This is a genomic window from Enterococcus sp. 6D12_DIV0197 (assembly GCF_002174385.1).
Taxonomy (GTDB): Bacteria; Bacillota; Bacilli; order Lactobacillales; family Enterococcaceae; genus Enterococcus_D; species Enterococcus_D casseliflavus.
In genome coordinates this window covers 873,451-891,845 of sequence record NZ_NIBN01000001.1, presented here as the reverse complement: position 1 = coordinate 891,845, position 18,395 = coordinate 873,451, and the positions used below count along the sequence as shown (strand labels likewise).

Below are 18,395 nucleotides of genomic sequence, written 5' to 3'. Positions count from 1 at the left end.
GGGCTTACTCGGCTTCTTCTGAAAATTGGCTTTGGTACAGTTGGCTATAAAAGCCGCCAGCTGCCAACAAGGTTTCGTGATTGCCTTTTTCAATGATCGACCCTTGATCCATCACTAAGATCAGATCTGCTTCACGAATCGTTGACAAACGATGGGCGATCACAAAGCTGGTACGACCTTCCATCACTTTATCCATTGCTTTTTGAATCAGCGCTTCTAAGCGGGTATCCACCGAACTGGTGGCTTCATCGAGAATCAAAATCTTCGGATCAGAGATGACTGCCCGAGCGATGGTCAACAATTGTTTTTGCCCCAAGGAGACATTGTCCCCTTCAGAGTTGATGATCATTTCGTAGCCGTCTGGCATCGTGCGAATGAAGTGATCGACGTTGGCGGTTTTCGCTGCATCAACGACTTCATAATCGGTGGCATCTAATTTCCCAAAACGAATGTTGTCGCCGATCGTGCCTTCGTACAACCATGCATCTTGTAAGACCATCCCAAATAGTGACCGAACATCGTGACGTTCCATTTTCTTCGTGTCGATGCCGTCGATCTTGATGGCCCCTTCATTGACATCATAAAAACGCATCAACAAATTGATCAAGGTGGTTTTCCCAGCACCTGTTGGTCCCACGATCGCCACGGTTTGTCCAGCTTTGACTTCAAAGTTCAAGTCTTTGATCAACGGTTTTTTCGGATCATAGGCAAAGCCGACATGTTCAAAGGTCACGTCGCCTCTGATTTGTTCTGGCAATTGGATATCCGTTTGATTGACTGGCTCTTCTTCCTCATCTAGGATTTCAAAGACCCGTTTTGCTGCTGCTGAGGCACTTTGCAACACGGAAGACAGCTGGGTAATGTTCCCCATTGGCTGACTGACTTGCCAAATGTATTGTATGAACGCTTGCAGCTGACCAACAACGATTACGCCGCTGATCACATAAAAGCTCCCCATGACTGCCATTGCGATATAGGTAAAGTACGCGGTCATTTGCACCAGCGGCATCATCAAGCCTGACACAAAGGCAGAACGAAAGCCGTAATAGCGCAACTGGTGGTTAACGTTTTTAAATCCTTCAAGTGTTTGCTTTTCCCGTCCATACACTTTCAACACACTGAATCCAGTCATGTTTTCTTGTACGTAGCCGTTCAGATCCCCTAACGCATTTTGCATGCCTTGGAAGTCTTTTTGCGACTTTTTGACGATCGTGCGAGAAATCAATAAGGAGGCTGGGATCATGATCAATGAAACCAATGCCATGTAGGTATTGATGTAAAACATCATGGAAACCGCCATAACGATTCCTAAGAAGGCATTGACGATCCCGATCAAGGCTTGCTGCATTGCACCGCTGACGGCATCCACGTCATTGGTCACCCGTGACAAGATATTCCCTTGTTGGTTGCGGTCGAAGTAAGAAACGGGCAAACGATTGATTTTTTCTTCAATATCTTGCCGCAAATCTCGCATCGCAGATTGGACAACGTTGGTAATCAGCAGCCCTGACATCAATTGTGAGAAACAGTAACCGACACCGACGACTGCGATCCAGATCAAGCAAAGGATCACGTAATCAAAATTAACGCCTTCGCCAGCGGCTATGTTGCGGCTGATCTCTGTCGTCGGTAATCCAGAAACATACGGCATTGCCGCATTGAAGCCGACGGTTGCAACAGTAAACAACAAGACTAGAATAAATTGTACTTTGTACGGTTTGATGTAAGCACCTAACCGTTTTAAAGAAGAGATTGCTTTCATTGTGCCAACTCCTCCTCTGATAATTGTGACGCCGCAATGTCGTAGTATACTGGACAAGTTTGCAGCAGTTCTTTGTGGGTGCCGATGCCAACCACATCGCCTTCGTTCAAGACGACGATCTTATCGGCATTCATGATCGTTCCTACTCGTTGAGCAACGATCAAAACGGTCGATTCTGTGGTTTCTTTTTTCAAGCGTGCCCGCAATTTTGCATCCGTTTGGTAATCCAATGCAGAAAAACTATCATCAAAAATATAGATCTCTGGTTGGCGGATCACCGCACGGGCAATCGCTAGGCGTTGTTTTTGTCCGCCAGAGAAGTTGGTTCCGCCTTCTGCCAAGTGAGCATCAAAGCCATCTGGTGTGCGAGAAATGAAATCTGCCGCTTGCGCAATCTCGGCTGCTCGTTCCAGCTCTGCTTGCGTGGCATCTTCTTTGCCATAGCGTAGGTTTTCTGCGATCGTCCCTGTAAATAGCAACGCTTTTTGAGGGATAAACCCGATCTTGTTGCGCAACGTCGTTAAGCTGTAATCCCGAACGTCAACACCATCCACCAAGACTTGGCCTTCACTGACGTCGTAAAAACGTGGGATCAATTGGATCAAGGTTGATTTTCCACTTCCAGTACTACCGATAAACGCCACGGTTTCCCCTGGTGAAGCGGTAAAGCTAACATTACGGATCACTGGACTTTGAGCATGTCCTGGATAAGCAAAGGTAACATTTTTGAATTCCAAGAAGCCTTTCGTCTTAGTTTCAGTCACTGGCTGTTCTGGCTCTTTGATTTCAGAAGTCGCATCTAACGCTTCTTGGATTCGACGAGCAGAAACCGCCGCTCGTGGATACATCGTAAAGACAGTCGCAAACAGCATGAAAGAAAACAGCGCATGGAAGATGTATTCGATAAATGCAATCAAGTCACCGACCTGCAGTTGCCCTTGATCGATTTGAATACTTCCCGTCCAAATAATCAAAATCATCACGATATTGAATAAGAAGAAAAAGCCTGGTTGTGCCGTTGCCATCAAGCGAAACAAGCTGCGAGAACTAGAAGCATAGGCTTGGTTGACTTTGCCAAAGCGTTTTTCTTCAAATTTTTCATTGACGAAGGCACGGATCACTCGTAAACCAGAGAGATTTTCCCGCAAGATGCCATTGATTTTATCTAGATTGGCTTGTTGTTTAGTGGATAAGGGTTCCGAGATTTTGGCAATGGCGATGACGGCCATCAGCAATATCGGCAATGCCCCCAAAACATACAACCCTAGTTGTGTACTTGTCCGCATGACCATGTACAAGCTGACCACAAACATCATGGGTGTCATTAAACCTGTCCGTAAGATGCTTTGCATAAACAGCATGATTTGATACGCATCATTGGTCACACGGGTGATCAATGATGAAACCCCGATTTTTTCATATTCGGTATGTGAATAGCCTTGGACTTTTTCAAAAAGATCGTCACGAATATCTGCCACAATGTTAGTGGTGATACGTGACGTGAAATAGCCTAACAAAATGTTCATCGTGATCCCCACAATGGTGATCGCGATCATCGCCGCACCCATTTTCCATATGTAGTCGCGATCACCAGCGGCGATCCCTTTGTCGATCATTCTTGCCAATAACGTCGGCAAACCTAATTCAATCAAAATAAAACCAAAAACACAGATGAAATTAAAAACCAGCAGTTTCTTGTTTCTCATCGTGTAGTGCCACATTAATTTCAAAAAATCCCCTCCTTTTTTACTTCATTACTTCTACTATAGCATAGGAATATTCTTATTGTAATGCACTTTCAACGAAAAAAAGCAAACTTCAGCGATAGTCCTTTCATTTTCTTTCAGTAAGCCTTTTCAAAATGACGTGTTTCTATACTTATTCGTTTTTCTGTGATAAACTAGGGATACTTGTAGTGGAACGACTTACAAACCCGGTGAATTTTTTATGACGACATTTGGAAAGCAAAGACGAGGCTTTCTCTTTTTTCTCACAACGATTGTCTGAAAAAAGCATGCAGCGGCTCTCGAAGCCTTCTTTTCAGGTCACTTTATTCGGACCTCGATTTTGTGATGCAGCGAATTCATCAACCAAATAGACTACTGCGAAAAGCAGATAAAGGAGAAAAGATATGATTTACAAAATTTATTACCAAGAAACAAAAGACCGCAACCCAAAGAGAGAACAAACCCACTCTTTGTACATTGAAGCAGACGATGCGGTGATCGCACGCCGTCTGGTTGAACAAAATACCCCATACAACATCGAGTTCGTTCAAGAACTAGATGAAAAACATTTAGCTTACGAAAAAGAAAACGCTGATTTCAAATTAGCGGAGTTTTAAGATGAAAGTTTCGCTGAAAAATAATGAGACTGGCGTATTCGGCGTCGGTGGACTTGGCGAAATCGGAAAAAACTGTTATGGGGTTCAATTCCAAGATGAGATCATCTTAATTGACGCGGGAATCAAATTCCCCGAAGATGAACTGCTTGGGATCGACTATGTCATTTCCGATTATAGCTACATCGTTCAAAATTTACCGAAAGTCAAAGGCTTGATCGTCACTCATGGTCACGAAGACCATATTGGCGGAATCCCTTACTTGTTGCGGGAAGCCAATATCCCGATCTATGCGGGACCCTTGGCACTTGCTTTGATCACCAACAAATTAGATGAGCATGGCTTATTGCGGGATGCGGAATTACACGAAATCAATGAAGATACGGTGATTCGTTTCCGTAAAACATCCATCAGCTTCTTTAGAACGACTCACAGTATCCCTGATGCTTTAGGTGTCGTTGTCAAAACGCCTTCTGGCAATATCGTCGCAACTGGCGATTTCAAGTTTGACTTTACGCCTGTGGGCGAACCAGCAAACTTGCACAAAATGGCAAAAATTGGTGAAGAAGGCGTCCTTTGCCTCCTTTCCGATAGTACCAATGCAGAAATTCCGACCTTTACCAAATCAGAAAAAACGATCGGCAGCTCGATCCAAAAGATTTTTGAAAAAATCGATGGTCGGATCATTTTTGCCAGCTTTGCCTCCAACATTTTCCGTCTCCAACAAGCTGCAGATGCGGCGGTTGCGACTGGACGTAAAATCGCCGTTTTTGGACGCAGTATGGAAAATGCGATCGTCAACGGACAGCGCCTTGGCTATATCAAGGTGCCAGATGGAACCTTTGTGGAATCTCATGAAATCAACCGTTTGCCTGCAAACGAAACCATGATCCTTTGTACGGGTTCTCAAGGAGAGCCGATGGCTGCTTTGAGTCGGATTGCCAACGGGACTCACCGTCAAATCCAAATTCACCCAGATGATACCGTGATTTTCTCAAGCTCACCGATCCCAGGAAATACCACGAGTGTCAATCAGCTGATCAACTTGCTGTTGGAAGCTGGCGCAAACGTGATCCATGGCAAATTGAACAACATCCATACTTCTGGTCACGGTGGCCAAGAAGAACAAAAACTGATGTTGCGTCTAATGAAGCCAAAATTCTTTATGCCTGTCCATGGGGAATTTCGGATGCTGAACATCCACACCCAGTTGGCACAAGATGTCGGTGTACCAAAAGAAAATTGTTTCATTATGGAAAATGGTGACATGTTGGCCTTAACAGCGGATACCGCTCGCTTGGCTGGTCATTTCAATGCCAATGATGTTTATGTCGACGGCAGCGGTATCGGTGATATCGGAAATGTCGTCCTACGAGATCGTCGCATTCTTTCAGAGGAAGGCCTCGTCTTAGCAGTCGCGACAGTCGATGTAGCGAAGAAAGAAGTCCTTGCTGGACCAGATATCCTTTCTCGTGGGTTTGTTTATATGCGGGAATCTGGCGAGATGATCAACGAAGCACAGCAGATCCTCTTCCGTGCATTGCGGGAAGTCTTGAACCAACCAGACCCAACAGAACACAAATTAAGAGAAGCGATGTCTTCGGCGTTACAGCCATTCCTATTTGAAAAAACCGAGCGTCATCCAATGATCCTTTCGATGATCATGACGCCGGACGATTTATAGTCTCACATGCGAGGGTAGTTCTCAGGTTACTGAGAACTACCCTTTTTCCTTTCCCTTATAAAAAGCAAAAAAAAAGACCATCGAAGCGATGGTCTTTTGGGGTTTTTGATTTCAAAGTGCTCTTACTGGCAGTTTGTTTGAAAGCTTACGCTTTGTTTACGTTAACTGCTTGAGGTCCACGATCAGAATCTTCCACGTCGAAAGTTACTGCTTGACCTTCTTCTAAAGTTTTGAATCCTTCACCTTGGATCGCTGAAAAGTGTACAAATACGTCTGTACCGTCTTCGCGAGAGATAAAACCAAACCCTTTTTCAGCATTGAACCATTTTACTGTACCTTGTTCCATTAAAAAAAACCTCCTCGTGCATAAGCACTTAATTGTGTGTAACATTGCCTTTGTGCGATAGAGGCCTAACGTGCGTTTCAACATCTATTCAGCAAACAAAATTACAATAATATTTTACACTTGCCCGTATTTTTTTGCAAGACAGACGATTAGACAATTCACCTTTATTTTTAATAATGTTCGCAAACTCGGCTTATTTTCACACGTCTTCCTGTTGCCACAGTCCCTCTTCTCGCAAACTGACATAGGCGTTGTCGCCAATGATCAAATGATCCAATATGTCGATCCCCATCAAGTCTCCGCACTTGATCAAGCGGCGTGTAAACAGCAGATCTGCCTCTGAGGCTTGGGGACTGCCGCTGGGATGGTTGTGGACGACGATCACTCGGGCGGCACTGTAGCGTACCGCCCAATGAAAAATCTCCCGTGGGTGAGCGATCGACTGATTCAACGATCCGATGAAGATCGTTTTTTTCTGAATGATCTCATTTTTCGTATTCAAATATAGCCCTAGTAAATGCTCTTGACGACAATCCTTCAACTCTTGGATCAACTGATGGGCGATCGCCATACTAGAGTTGACCTTACCGTACTTTGGTTGAGCGGAGCGCTGGATTCGCACACCTAATTCAACCATCGCTTTGATCTCGATGGCTTTGATTTGTCCGACGCCGCGAATTTCTTGTAATTCATCGATCGTCGCTTGCTTTAGTTCATACAATTCTTGAAAACGATTCAAGACACTGGCCGCTAATTCGAGGACATTCAGAGGACGTGAGCCAGTTCGCAGCAAAATGGCCAATAATTCTTGATTCGAAAGGGCATCCACTCCATATTCTACTAAACGCTCTCGGGGAAACGAGCTTTGGGGAATCACTGTTTCATTGATCATAAAAAAACTCCTTTGCGTCGGTCTAATAAAAGATACGCAAAGGAGAGAGTATTTCATGAATCAGGTGCGCAAAAAATCGCTGCTAGATCGAAAAGGCGGTTTCTAGAAAATCTGGGACATCCTCTAGTGATGGTAAGACTTTCAAGACTTTTTCTTCAATGATGGTCGTCGGCGCGATCAAATCGGGAATCATAATGACTGAGATCCCTGCCCCATGAGCAGCATGAATACCGTTAGCCGAATCTTCAAGGATCACCAATTCTTCTTTTGGTACCGCCAATAATGCGTGGGCTTTTTCAAAAATCTCAGGATCTGGTTTTGCCCGTGTGACATCATCAAAGCAGACGATCTCAGGAAATTCCGCCGTTAAGCCTGCTGCTTCCAGCAAGGTATCGATCACTTTGCGCTGGTTGCTAGACGCCAACACTCGGGGAATCTTTTTCTCATCAAGATAATGCAATAACTCGTGGATGCCCGGCTTCAATTCAGCCTCGCCCCGTTGGAACATTTCCAGCGTTTGCTGAAAAGCCGCTTGGATAAAGTCTTCGATCATTTGATGGCCAAAGGCTTCGTCGAACCGCTCATGGTAAGCTGCCCAGACTTCTTCATCCGAGACCCCCACATAAGCTAAATACAACTCTTTTGTATAGGGAATCCCCATTTGATCCGCCACGATTTGAGTAGCCTGGTAATAGAGCAGCTCCGTGTCAAAAATCAAGCCGTCCATATCGAAAATCACACCACGTAACTTAGCCATTTCTTCCTCCTATTGCCAACAACAATTCACGAACTTCTGAAACAAAATACAACGATCCTGTCACCAGCAGCAAATCTTCATTGGTCATTTTTTCTAATAATTCTGCCAAGCCAAACTGCCATAAAGAGACGGTTGAGATTCGTTTTTCATCGAGTTCCTGATAGCCGTCTGCTAAATGCAATGCTTTTGGGAAATCAAAGGTCGTTAAATAAATCTCGGCTTGCGGAATTGCCAGCAATTGCTGAAGCATCTCATTGACGTTTTTGGTTTCTAAGGCTGAGAACAGCACATGGATGCGATAGTCGCTGAACTCTTCTTTCATCGTATCCACCAAGCGAGCCATGGCATGCACGTTATGGGCGCCATCGATGATCACCAGTGGTTCACTGCTGATTCGTTCCATTCGGGCGGGCCAATAGGCTTTTCTTAGCCCATTGCGAATTTCTTTAGCTGAAAATGGCAGCTGCCGTAGGTCGCAATACAGACTGTACAATTGGATCGCAACACCGGCATTTTCTGGTTGATGGCGGCCTAACATCGGTGTTTTCAAGCCTTTGATTTTGCCATGCTCATTTTCAAAATCAAACAATTCGCCCCACTCTTCATCAGGGTGACGATAGGTCACACGGTACTCTTGCCCTGCATGATACGCAGGTGCCTGTGCTTCTGCAGCTTTCAAATCGATCACCGAAAGCGCACTTTCAACGATATTGCCAGTCACAAGTGGAATTTGTGGTTTAATGATCCCCGCCTTATGGGCTGCGATTTTTTCAATGGTATCGCCTAAAACATCCATATGATCCATGCCGATCGTCGTGATCGCCGTCAACATCGGGGAAATAACGTTGGTACTATCTAAAAGTCCCCCTAGGCCAACTTCCATTATCGCAACATCGACTTTTTTTTCTTCAAAATAGCCTAACGCCATGGCAGTAATGATCTCAAACTGAGTGATGCCCGTCAGGGTTTCATCACGATCGATTTCAGCAACCAGCGGCTGGATTTTCTCCACCCAAGCAACCAAATCCTCATCTGATATAAATTGTCCATTGATTTCGATCCGTTCATTGAACGCTTCAATGTGCGGGGAAGTAAAAGTCCCCACTTGCTGCCCAGCTTCTTCTAAAAGACTGCGCAAATAGCTGACGGTTGATCCTTTGCCATTCGTGCCGGCGATATGGATCATGGTTATGTTTTTTTCAGGATTGCCCATTCGTTTTAATAATGCTTCGACACGCATCAATCCGGGTCTTTGCCCAAATGCCAAACGCGAATGGATCCACGCTGTTGCTTCTTCGCTTGTCATCTCCTTCACCTCGCTCTTATTTTATCAAAAATCACACAGCTTTCCCAATTTCTTTCCTTTAAACGAGAAATTTGTTTGACGGTTTCTATCGATTACGCAAAAACAAGCATCTACAAGAGATGCTTGTTTGCAGACAGTCGACGCTTCCTATTGAATCGTGCGCAATTGCTCGATCCGTTCTTGGACTGCTTTTTGTTTTTCAAGATAATCGGCTTCTTTGCTGCGTTCTTGTGCTACGACTTCCTCTGGTGCATTGGCAACGAAGCGTTCATTTGCCAATTTGCCTTGTACCCGTTGAACTTCTTGGGTGAACTTCGCTAGTTCTTTCTCCAAACGCGCGATTTCTTCTTCAATGTTGATCAACCCAGCTAGCGGCAAGTAGATCGTCGCGCCTGATAGGATGGCTGACATCGCCAATTCAGGGGCTTGTAAGCTGTTAGATATTTCTAGTTCTTCTGGATTACAGAAGCGTTCGATATAGTTTTTGTTGGCGATCAAGAATTCTTCGATCTCAGGTTCATTTGCTTGGATCAGCAAAGTGATTGGTTTCGAAAGTGGTGTGTTTACTTCTGCACGGATGTTTCGAACCGAACGAATCAATTCTTTCAACACTTCCATCCCTTGCGCCGCTTTTTCATCGGTCCATTCTGGTGCCACTTGTGGATACTCAGCAACGACTAATGATTCCCCTGTATGCGGCAGTTTGCTCCAGATTTCTTCTGTAACAAATGGCATGATTGGGTGCAACAAGCGTAAAATTTGATCAAGAACATGGACTAAGATGCTCTTATTGACTTGTTTCGCTGCTTCATTGTCACCGTATAAGGTTTCTTTCGACATTTCAATGTACCAGTCACAGAAGTCATCCCAGATAAAGTTGTATAATTGACGACCCGCTTCCCCAAATTCGAAGCGTTCAAAAAGATCAGTGACTTTTTCAATCGTTTCATTCAAGCGCGTCAAGATCCAACGATCCGCCACTGATTTTTCACCAGAAAAATCAATGTCTTCGGCAGTCATTTCGCTGACATTCATCAAGACGAAACGGGAAGCATTCCAAATTTTATTGATGAAGTTCCAAGCGGCATCCATTTTTTCATAGCTGAAACGCACGTCTTGCCCCGGTGCAGAGCCATTTGATAAGAACCAACGCAATGCATCGGCACCGTATTGTTCAATGACTTCCATCGGATCGATCCCATTTCCAAGCGACTTACTCATTTTGCGACCTTGTTCATCACGGATCAATCCGTGGATCAAGACATTTTCAAATGGTCGTTTGCCAGTAAATTCCAAGCTTTGGAAAATCATACGGCTTACCCAGAAGAAAATGATGTCATAGCCGGTCACTAATGTATTCGTTGGGAAGTAGCGTTGGAAATCTTCATTGTTTTCATCTGGCCACCCCATTGTTGAAAACGGCCATAAAGCAGAACTAAACCAGGTATCCAATACGTCTGGATCTTGTTGCCAATTTTCGGCATCTGCTGGCGCTTCAAGTCCTACATACATTTCTCCCGTTTCTTTGTGGTACCAAGCTGGGATTTGATGGCCCCACCACAACTGACGAGAGATCACCCAGTCATGGACATTTTCCATCCAACGTAAGAATGTTTGGTTGAAACGTGGCGGATAAAAGTCCACCGCATCGTCGGTTTCTTGGTTGTCGATGGCTTGTTTTGCTAATGGCTCCATTTTTACGAACCATTGTGTCGATAAACGAGGTTCGACTACTACGCCTGTCCGTTCTGAGTGCCCTACACTATGAACCATTTTTTCGATTTTGATCAGACGACCTAACGCCTCTAAGTCTTTCACGATTTGCTTACGAGCAGCAAAACGATCCATGCCTGCGTAGGTACCTGCTAAGTCATTCATTGTTCCGTCATCATTCATGACATTGACCCGCGGAAGGTCATGGCGGTTACCGACCTCGAAGTCATTCGGGTCATGGGCAGGAGTGATTTTTACGACCCCTGTTCCAAATTCTTGGTCCACGTACTCATCTGCGATGATTGGGATCTCTTTATTGACCAAAGGCAAAATCACTTTTTTACCAATCAATGCTTGATAACGTTCATCTTCTGGATGAACCGCGACTGCTGTATCCCCCAGCATCGTTTCTGGACGAGTCGTTGCGATCTCCACCACACCGCTGCCATCTGCTAATTCGTAAGACATATGGTAAAAAGCACCTTCGATGTCTTTGTGGATCACTTCAATATCAGATAATGCCGTGCGGGCTTGCGGATCCCAGTTGATGATGTACTCGCCACGATAGATCAAGCCTTTTTCATATAGCGTCACGAAAACTTTACGGACCGCTTCGGATAATCCATCATCTAATGTGAACCGTTCACGGCTATAGTCTAGAGATAAACCTAGTTTCGCCCATTGTTCCCGAATGTGACCGGCATATTCTTCTTTCCAATCCCATACTTGTTCAACGAATTTTTCCCGACCAAGGTCATAGCGAGAAATCCCTTGTTCCCGCAGCTTTTCTTCTACTTTGGCTTGGGTAGCGATCCCGGCATGGTCCATACCTGGTAGCCATAAGGTGTCATACCCTTGCATCCGTTTTTGACGAATGATGATGTCTTGTAACGTGGTATCCCAGGCATGACCTAAGTGCAATTTTCCTGTTACGTTTGGCGGTGGAATCACGATAGAATAAGGTTTTGCTTCTTTGTTGCCGCTTGGTTTAAAACGGTCATGTTCTAACCAATCTTGGTAGCGCCCCGCTTCTACTTCTTGGGGATTGTACTTGGTGGATAGATTTTCAGTTTCTGTCATAGTTGGTCCTCCTAAAGTTACGTTTTTTAGACGTAATGGTTGGTGTGGTTTTTTTGTGCCTGTTGCTGGGTAAAGCGTGACAATGTTTGAATCGTTCAGGATTAGTGCCGTGGTAGAGATGATTATCAGCTGTTTGTTGACGCCTCGCTTATTGTTCGTAAAAAAACGTTGCTTACAGAGCTCAAGGCTCGCTTCCGTGATCCGCTATTGTGTCTTAGGGCTTTTGGCAAACGATCTCACTCGCTTCGTGGACCAGTTTTGATGACTTCTTGTACTGTTCATCATCTATTCTGTCTTGCTTCGCAAGCCAATCGCAGTGATTCCTAGTATGGTTACTACGCTCCCTATGGTCGCCTAGTACTGTTCATCATCTGCTCTGTCCCACTTTGTGGGCCACTCGCAGTGATTCACAGCAAAAAGCGCCCTAATGCCGAGGCATTAGGGCGCTGATACGCGGTACCACCTAAATTGCAGATTGCTCTGCCACTTTGACGTGAGGTAACGTTCACGACGCGCTTGATCTTACTGTGCGGCTTTGTCTGCAAGAAACAAACCGTGGTTCGGATCAAAGACCTTCAAGCTACCTTTTCAGTGTCTGGGGAAGTCTTGCACCGACCGACTTCTCTCTGACCGCCAGGGTCACTGATACTCCTCTTGAACATTGTCTTGCTATCATAGATTCTTGTTTCATCTTGCTACATTCTACAATGAACTTTTTTGAAAGTCAATCAGAGGTTTGCTTTCGCAGCGTCAATGGCTGCTTGATAATCCGGTTCGTGGGAGATCTCAGGCACGATCTCAACGTGTTGGATCACGCCTTCACGGTCTAAAACGAAAATTGCTCGGGCAAAATGACCGAAGTCTGGGATCATGATTTGATAGGCCTCACCGAAGGTATTCGCCGGATCATGAAGCATGATCATGTCAACTCCTTCTTGGCCGCACCATTGCGCTTGTTCTTCTTTTGTATTGTTAGAGATCGTGACAAAATGGATGTCATCCAATTGACTTGCCTCTTGGTTGAAACGCTTGGTCTGCAATGCACAGACGCGTGTCACGATATCGGGAACCACGCTGATGATCGTTGGTTTTCCTAAAAAATCTGTCAGTGTGTATTCCTTGTCCTCTAAACTTTTCAAGCGAAAATCAGCTGCTTTATCCCCTACTTTTGGTTGGTTGCCAGGCATCTCATAAACCATTTCTTTGTGTGTAACTTGCATAACATCTCTCCTATAGCATTTTCTCCCAGTATAAGAAAGATTGTCAAAAAACGAAAAGGATTTGCTCAGACTTTCGATTTTTGCGAGTAGGTCGTATCAAAAAAGATCAATGTTTGCAATTCTGTCGTCAAATCAATGTATTGGATATTGACGTCTTTTGGCACGATGACGGGATCAGGGGCAAAATTTAAAATCGCTGTGATCCCAGCATCCACGATCGCATCGATCGCCATTTGTGAATAACGACTAGGAACGGTCGAAATCGCTACGGTGATCCCTTTTTCTGCTACGACTTCAGCCAATTGATCCATTCCATAGACATAACGCCCACTAATGGTCTGACCAATCATTTCTGGATCATTGTCAAAAACCGCGACCACGGAAAGATTTTCATTTCTGCGAAAATTGTTGTTGGCTAACGCTTTTCCTAAATTTCCATAACCAATCAAGGCGATTTTTTTCTCTTCATTGGTTTCTAAGATATAGCTCAATACCTCAATCAGATAAGGAACATCATAGCCATAGCCACTTCTGCCCAATTCTCCTAGATGAGAAAAATCTCGGCGGATCGTGGCTGAAGGAACTTGCGTGATTTCTGCAAACTCTTTCGATTTGATTCGCTGAATACCAGAGGCATCCAGTAATTTTAAGTGTCGTAAATAAGCTGGCAAACGTTTTGCCGTCGCTTTCGGAAGTTTTTTATCTCTTAATGCTTCCATCCTGTCCACCCTCCTTGTTAAATGATTCACATATTGAGTGTAGCATGTTCCATTTTCAATAGCAAGAAAATATTCACAAACTCTCTCACTCGATGAAAAACGACCACAAATGTTCAAAAACAGTTGTGGTCGTAGCATTAAAATCGGGGTTTTATTATAAAAATTCAGCGAATTCCGTTGCTGCTTTTTCTTGATTTGCCGTGATTGCTTCCAGTTTCAACCCAGCCATCGCACGTTCCATCATCCCTTCGATATCGAGACGTTCTTCATATTGGTGGACCTTATCCAGTCTTGGGCGCGTCTTTGGTTGAGGAGGTGCAAAGATTGTGCAGCAATCCTCAAATGGCTGGACCGACAATTCAAAGGTATCAATGGCTTCAGCAACTTCAATGATTTCCAATTTGTCCATCGTTGCCACTGGGCGCACGATCGGCGTATTGGTTACTTCATTGATGGCGACCATGCTATGCAAAGTTTGTGAAGCCACTTGTCCTAATGATTCACCATTTAAGATGATCAAGCCATGACGAGCTTCCCGAATCGCATCCGTCAAACGCAACATCATCCGACGGGTGATGGTCATCCAATAGCCTTGTGGCACACGATTTTTGATTTCTTCTTGGATTTCTGTAAACGGAACTTCGATAAACTGGATGCTTCCCACATAAGGCGCAAGCTTCTTCGTTAAATCTTTGGCTTTTTGCAACGCTTGTTCACTCGTATAAGGAGGACTTGCGAAATGGACCGCTTCGATCTCAACGCCGCGTTTCATGGCAAAGTAGCCTGCGACTGGCGAATCAATACCGCCAGAAAGCATCAACATTCCCTTTCCACTGGTGCCCACTGGCAGCCCAGCGGCTCCTTGGATCGTTTCATAAGACAAATAAGCGCCATCGATCCGTATTTCTACACGCAAATTGATGTCTGGTTTTTTCATTTGGACTTTGATATCAGGAAAACGGTCGATCACCGCATTCCCTAAGGTCAAATTCAACTGGTTGCTATCTTGCACAAACGAATGATCACTGCGCTTGGCTGTGATTTTGAAGGTCTCAACGCCCGTATAGATCTCTGCCATGACGTCTTGAACGGCTTTCTTTAATACTTCGATATCTTTTTCGACCCGAATGCTGGGGGAAAAGTTTTGAATCCCAAAGACTTTTTGCAGCTTAGGAATGATCTCTTGGCTGTTTTCACCGTTCAATAGCAAGTGCATGCGATCTCGCTCGGCATGAACTTTGACATGGGGATAATCTGCTAAGGTACGTTTGACGTTTGAAGCTAATTGCATAATAAAACTACGACGATTTTTGCCCTTTGTTGACAGTTCGCCATAACGAACCATGATTTCTGAATAATTCACGAGAAAACTCCTTTGATTTGGATTGATTTTATAGTGGTCTGTCGTGCTTAATTGATTTTCGAAAATTTTTGGTACAACTGGTGGAAGACGATCAGAAACTGCTCGACTTCTGCCATTGTATTGCTCTCATCTAAACTGATACGAACAGCCGATGTTGCTAACTGTTCTGGAACGTGCATCGCATGAAGCGTACTGCTGGCCATCTTTTTACGGGAGGAACAAGCGCTCGTCGTCGAAAGATAGATCTGCTTTTCTTCAAAGGCATGGACTAAGACTTCTCCTCGGATCCCTTTTAATGAAAAACAAAGTATGTGCGGCGCAAACCCTTCTGTGCCAGAAAAAAGCGTGACTTTCTCGTACCCAGCCAGTGCTTCTTGCAAATAGCCTTTTAATAATTGAACATGGTTCGGCTTTTCAGCCTTTTGTTCTGTCGCTAAACGTAGGGCTTTTGCCATAGCAACGATTGCTGGTACGTTTTCGGTACCGCTGCGCTGGTTTTGCTCTTGCCCACCGCCGGTCATCAATGGCGCCAGCTTACGGCCTTGTTTCCAATAGATAAAGCCTGCGCCACGAGGTCCATGAAATTTATGCGCAGAGAACACGGCAAAATCGACCCGCTCATTGAACCATTGTTCTTGCGGCACCTTTGTGATGGCTTGGACGGCATCTACATGGAAATGGATCGTTGGATGGTCAGCTAGCACAGCTGCGATCTCATGGATCGGTTGGATCGACCCTACCTCATTATTGACCGCCATCACCGAAACCAAAATCGTTTCTTTGCGAATCAGGTTTGCTAATTCAGACACGTTGACAAAGCCTTGGGCGTCGACAGGCACAACACTGACCTCAAACCCTAACTCGGCTAATTGAGCCGCTGTTTCACTGACGGCAGGGTGTTCAATACTGGAAATAATGAGGTGATTCCCATAGGCTTTTTTCGCTAAAGCAGTCCCTTTGATGACCCAGTTGTCTCCTTCAGTCCCCCCACTGGTAAATGCGATCTCTTTGGAAGAAACGTTTAACAGATCGGCGATCTGCTGACGAGATTGCTGCAGCAGACGATTGGCTTGATTTCCTAAATCATGCAGGCTTGAGGGATTGCCGATAATTCGCTGACTGACTTGGACATATGTATTTAAAGCTTGTGGATAAATAGCGGTTGTTGCACTGTTGTCAAAATAGATCAATGATAGGACCCTTTCTCTAAAAAAATTCTTTCCCATTATAACTGCTCTTGAGCTGAGTTTCAAGGTGACTCGTCGGCTTTGGCTTTTTTTAAAGGAAACTTTTCCTTCCTTCGTAAGCGGTACTCATGCAGCGAGCCATTCTTTCCATGAAAAAAGCCAGTCAGTTTTTCACTGCTGGCTTTCGTATTATACTAAGTCGCGGTTATTGAAGTAGAAGTTTTCGATCCGTTTGAAGGCACCTGGTTCTACTCGTTCCAACGCTGTGCCGATTTCATCTAGCGCATCTTGATAGCGATATTCTTTACTGAACAAGTAAAGTGATTTGTCGATCGCTGCCTTGATATCTGGATGAGAATGACGATAGCGGTTGGCATATTGCATCATTTGCTCAGTCAATGCCGCAGCATCCACTAAGTCTTTTGTTTGTTCATCTAAAAGATCAAGATCTTCTTCACAGACAGAAACCAATTTATTGATTTCTTGCATGTTAATGCGAATCTTGTTCAATTCTTTGCCTAATTCTTCGACACGATCCGTTGCCACGAAGAAGAATTCTAAATACTCGCCTGGCAAACCAGGTAAGCGTTGTTTCTCAACAAACCGTTTCAAGTTGCGTAGACGGAATTCGAAGCTTTCCACTTTTTCTTGTGCAACTTTTTCGCCACGACGTAATTCCGCAAGAGAATCATCGATTTCAACTTGCTGGCTTTCCACATCATCCAAAATCTTGTAGGCATCTTTGTAGAAGCTTTGCACTTCTGAATAAGGAATCTCATGTTTTTCCAATTTCGGTAAGTACTCGTTGTTGCGGCGAGCCAATTCGTCCACTTCGGTTTGGAAGCCGCGGACGCGACCCAATTCATTATGATTCAAAGTATAGCTTTGCGCCGTATGATCCAACTCGATCAACAACTGACGGTTGTTCTTCGTTGCGTGGTCAATGTAGTCTTCGATGATCTGACGATTTTTCATGACATATTTCTTGGCATTGATCTCACGTTCCATCACCGTATACAAGGCATCGATATCACTTGCAGTATCACGGCTTGCCACTTCAACGGAAGCGACTTCTGTTTTCGCTAGATCGTTCATGGAGTTTTCAACCCGTTTTTTCACACGGTTGATTTCTTCTTGGAAGTTTGCTTCTGGGAACACATATTTTTGTTCTAATAATTTTTTATAACCTTCTTGGATTTCTTTCAACTGATCAGGGAAGGTACGATTTAATTCTTCGTACGCCGCTGGGATCCGTTTCATTAGGTCTTCCACTTCATAGGTGTGTTTTTCCGCTTGGTCTAACACTTCCCGTGCTTCCACAGGATCGCCTGAAGTATTTAAGGTAACAAATTGGGTGAACTCAATTTCAATGTTTTTGATTTGTTTTTGCAGCTCATTGTAAGCAGGACCGAATTCTTCGCCTTGATCCCGCAGCTTCTTCTTCAAGTCTTCGTAAACGTCCAGCGCTTTTTGAACTTCCAGTGAATTTCGTTCTTCACTTTCTCGTAATTCTTTCAAGCCTGCGCGAATCTCTTCCACTTGGCGTTCCATCTCGTCCATGGTCGCTTCGGCTTGGACGATCGCCCCTTTTGCTTTAAAAAAGCGGATGCGTTCGTTCAGCTCTTCCACTTCAAAGATTTGACTTTCAAGTTCAGCAAAAGATTTTGTGGAGATATCTGTCCATTGTTGGTTCCACTCACGGAAGGTGTTTTGACTTTGACCAACCAAGTGCATTCTTTTTACTTCATCGACTTCTTCGATCACCGGCAAGTCAAACAGATTTTCTTTGCGTTTTTCCAAGTCATTCAGCTTTTCTTGGTTTTTCTTCCGCATGAAAAAGCCAATTGCATACAAGACCGCTGCGATGATGATGATGGCAATGACAATTCCAAAGATGATATTAGTTCCCATTTTGTGGTTCCTCCAATTTTCAAATATACATGTTTCGTCTAAAACCTGCTGATCAGCAGATTGATTGATAAGTTCGTTGAGTATAAAAAGGACAGATAGTCCCTTTATAAAAAA

At 44.4% G+C, this 18,395-nt stretch carries 14 protein-coding genes and 1 other annotated feature; of the genes, 2 read left to right on the top strand and 12 right to left on the bottom strand.

Going from position 1 to position 18,395, the window contains the following annotated elements; genetic code table 11:
* Positions 1-4: 4 nt before the first annotated feature.
* Positions 5-1,762: an ABC transporter ATP-binding protein gene (locus A5867_RS04295; RefSeq protein WP_005225159.1), complete on the bottom strand. Its 1,758-nt coding sequence runs from the start codon at positions 1,760-1,762 to the stop codon at positions 5-7.
* Complete coding sequence (locus A5867_RS04290; protein WP_010747462.1) at positions 1,759-3,492, bottom strand: ABC transporter ATP-binding protein; 1,734 nt, start codon at positions 3,490-3,492, stop codon at positions 1,759-1,761. The genes A5867_RS04295 and A5867_RS04290 overlap by 4 nt, the downstream gene beginning before the upstream one ends.
* 401 nt (positions 3,493-3,893) lie before the next feature.
* Here A5867_RS04290 and A5867_RS04285 point away from each other — a divergent pair, with 401 nt between their 5' ends.
* Both A5867_RS04285 and A5867_RS04280 read left to right on the top strand, forming a co-directional pair.
* Positions 3,894-4,106, top strand: a complete 213-nt coding sequence (locus A5867_RS04285; RefSeq protein WP_005225157.1) for a DNA-directed RNA polymerase subunit epsilon — start codon at positions 3,894-3,896, stop codon at positions 4,104-4,106.
* Position 4,107: 1 nt separating this feature from the next.
* A complete protein-coding gene (locus tag A5867_RS04280; protein ID WP_005225156.1) occupies positions 4,108-5,787 on the top strand; it encodes a ribonuclease J in 1,680 nt (559 codons plus the stop codon).
* Positions 5,788-5,932: 145 nt separating this feature from the next.
* Here A5867_RS04280 and A5867_RS04275 read toward each other — a convergent pair whose 3' ends face one another.
* From A5867_RS04275 to ezrA, 10 genes are all read right to left on the bottom strand, one after another.
* Positions 5,933-6,133 carry a cold-shock protein gene (locus A5867_RS04275; RefSeq protein WP_005225155.1) on the bottom strand — a complete coding sequence of 67 codons (201 nt, stop codon included), beginning with the start codon at positions 6,131-6,133 and terminating at the stop codon, positions 5,933-5,935.
* Between the two features lie 199 nt (positions 6,134-6,332).
* Entirely contained in the window at positions 6,333-7,025 is a 693-nt protein-coding gene (radC, locus tag A5867_RS04270) for a DNA repair protein RadC (RefSeq protein ID WP_005225154.1), read from the bottom strand.
* 82 nt (positions 7,026-7,107) lie between these two features.
* Positions 7,108-7,782, bottom strand: a complete 675-nt coding sequence (locus A5867_RS04265; protein WP_005225153.1) for an HAD family phosphatase — start codon at positions 7,780-7,782, stop codon at positions 7,108-7,110.
* Positions 7,775-9,088 carry a folylpolyglutamate synthase/dihydrofolate synthase family protein gene (locus tag A5867_RS04260; RefSeq protein ID WP_086339175.1) on the bottom strand — a complete coding sequence of 438 codons (1,314 nt, stop codon included), beginning with the start codon at positions 9,086-9,088 and terminating at the stop codon, positions 7,775-7,777. The genes A5867_RS04265 and A5867_RS04260 overlap by 8 nt, the downstream gene beginning before the upstream one ends.
* A gap of 147 nt (positions 9,089-9,235) precedes the next feature.
* A complete protein-coding gene (locus A5867_RS04255; RefSeq protein WP_061053800.1) occupies positions 9,236-11,881 on the bottom strand; it encodes a valine--tRNA ligase in 2,646 nt (881 codons plus the stop codon).
* Positions 11,882-12,317: 436 nt separating this feature from the next.
* Positions 12,318-12,552 (bottom strand) — a binding site (T-box leader).
* Positions 12,553-12,609: 57 nt separating this feature from the next.
* Positions 12,610-13,101 carry a thiol peroxidase gene (gene tpx / locus A5867_RS04245; protein WP_087626942.1) on the bottom strand — a complete coding sequence of 164 codons (492 nt, stop codon included), beginning with the start codon at positions 13,099-13,101 and terminating at the stop codon, positions 12,610-12,612.
* A 65-nt stretch (positions 13,102-13,166) separates the two neighbouring features.
* The gene (locus A5867_RS04240) at positions 13,167-13,820 is read right to left on the bottom strand and encodes a redox-sensing transcriptional repressor Rex (protein ID WP_005225148.1); all 654 of its coding nucleotides are present in this window, start codon (positions 13,818-13,820) and stop codon (positions 13,167-13,169) included.
* A gap of 154 nt (positions 13,821-13,974) precedes the next feature.
* Positions 13,975-15,183, bottom strand: a complete 1,209-nt coding sequence (gene thiI / locus A5867_RS04235) for a tRNA uracil 4-sulfurtransferase ThiI (RefSeq protein WP_005225147.1) — start codon at positions 15,181-15,183, stop codon at positions 13,975-13,977.
* A gap of 47 nt (positions 15,184-15,230) precedes the next feature.
* On the bottom strand, positions 15,231-16,373 hold the full coding sequence (locus A5867_RS04230) for a cysteine desulfurase family protein (protein ID WP_086339394.1): 1,143 nt from the start codon (positions 16,371-16,373) through the stop codon (positions 15,231-15,233).
* Positions 16,374-16,559: 186 nt separating this feature from the next.
* Complete coding sequence (gene ezrA / locus A5867_RS04225; protein WP_005225145.1) at positions 16,560-18,281, bottom strand: septation ring formation regulator EzrA; 1,722 nt, start codon at positions 18,279-18,281, stop codon at positions 16,560-16,562.
* Between the last annotated feature and the right edge of the window lie 114 nt (positions 18,282-18,395).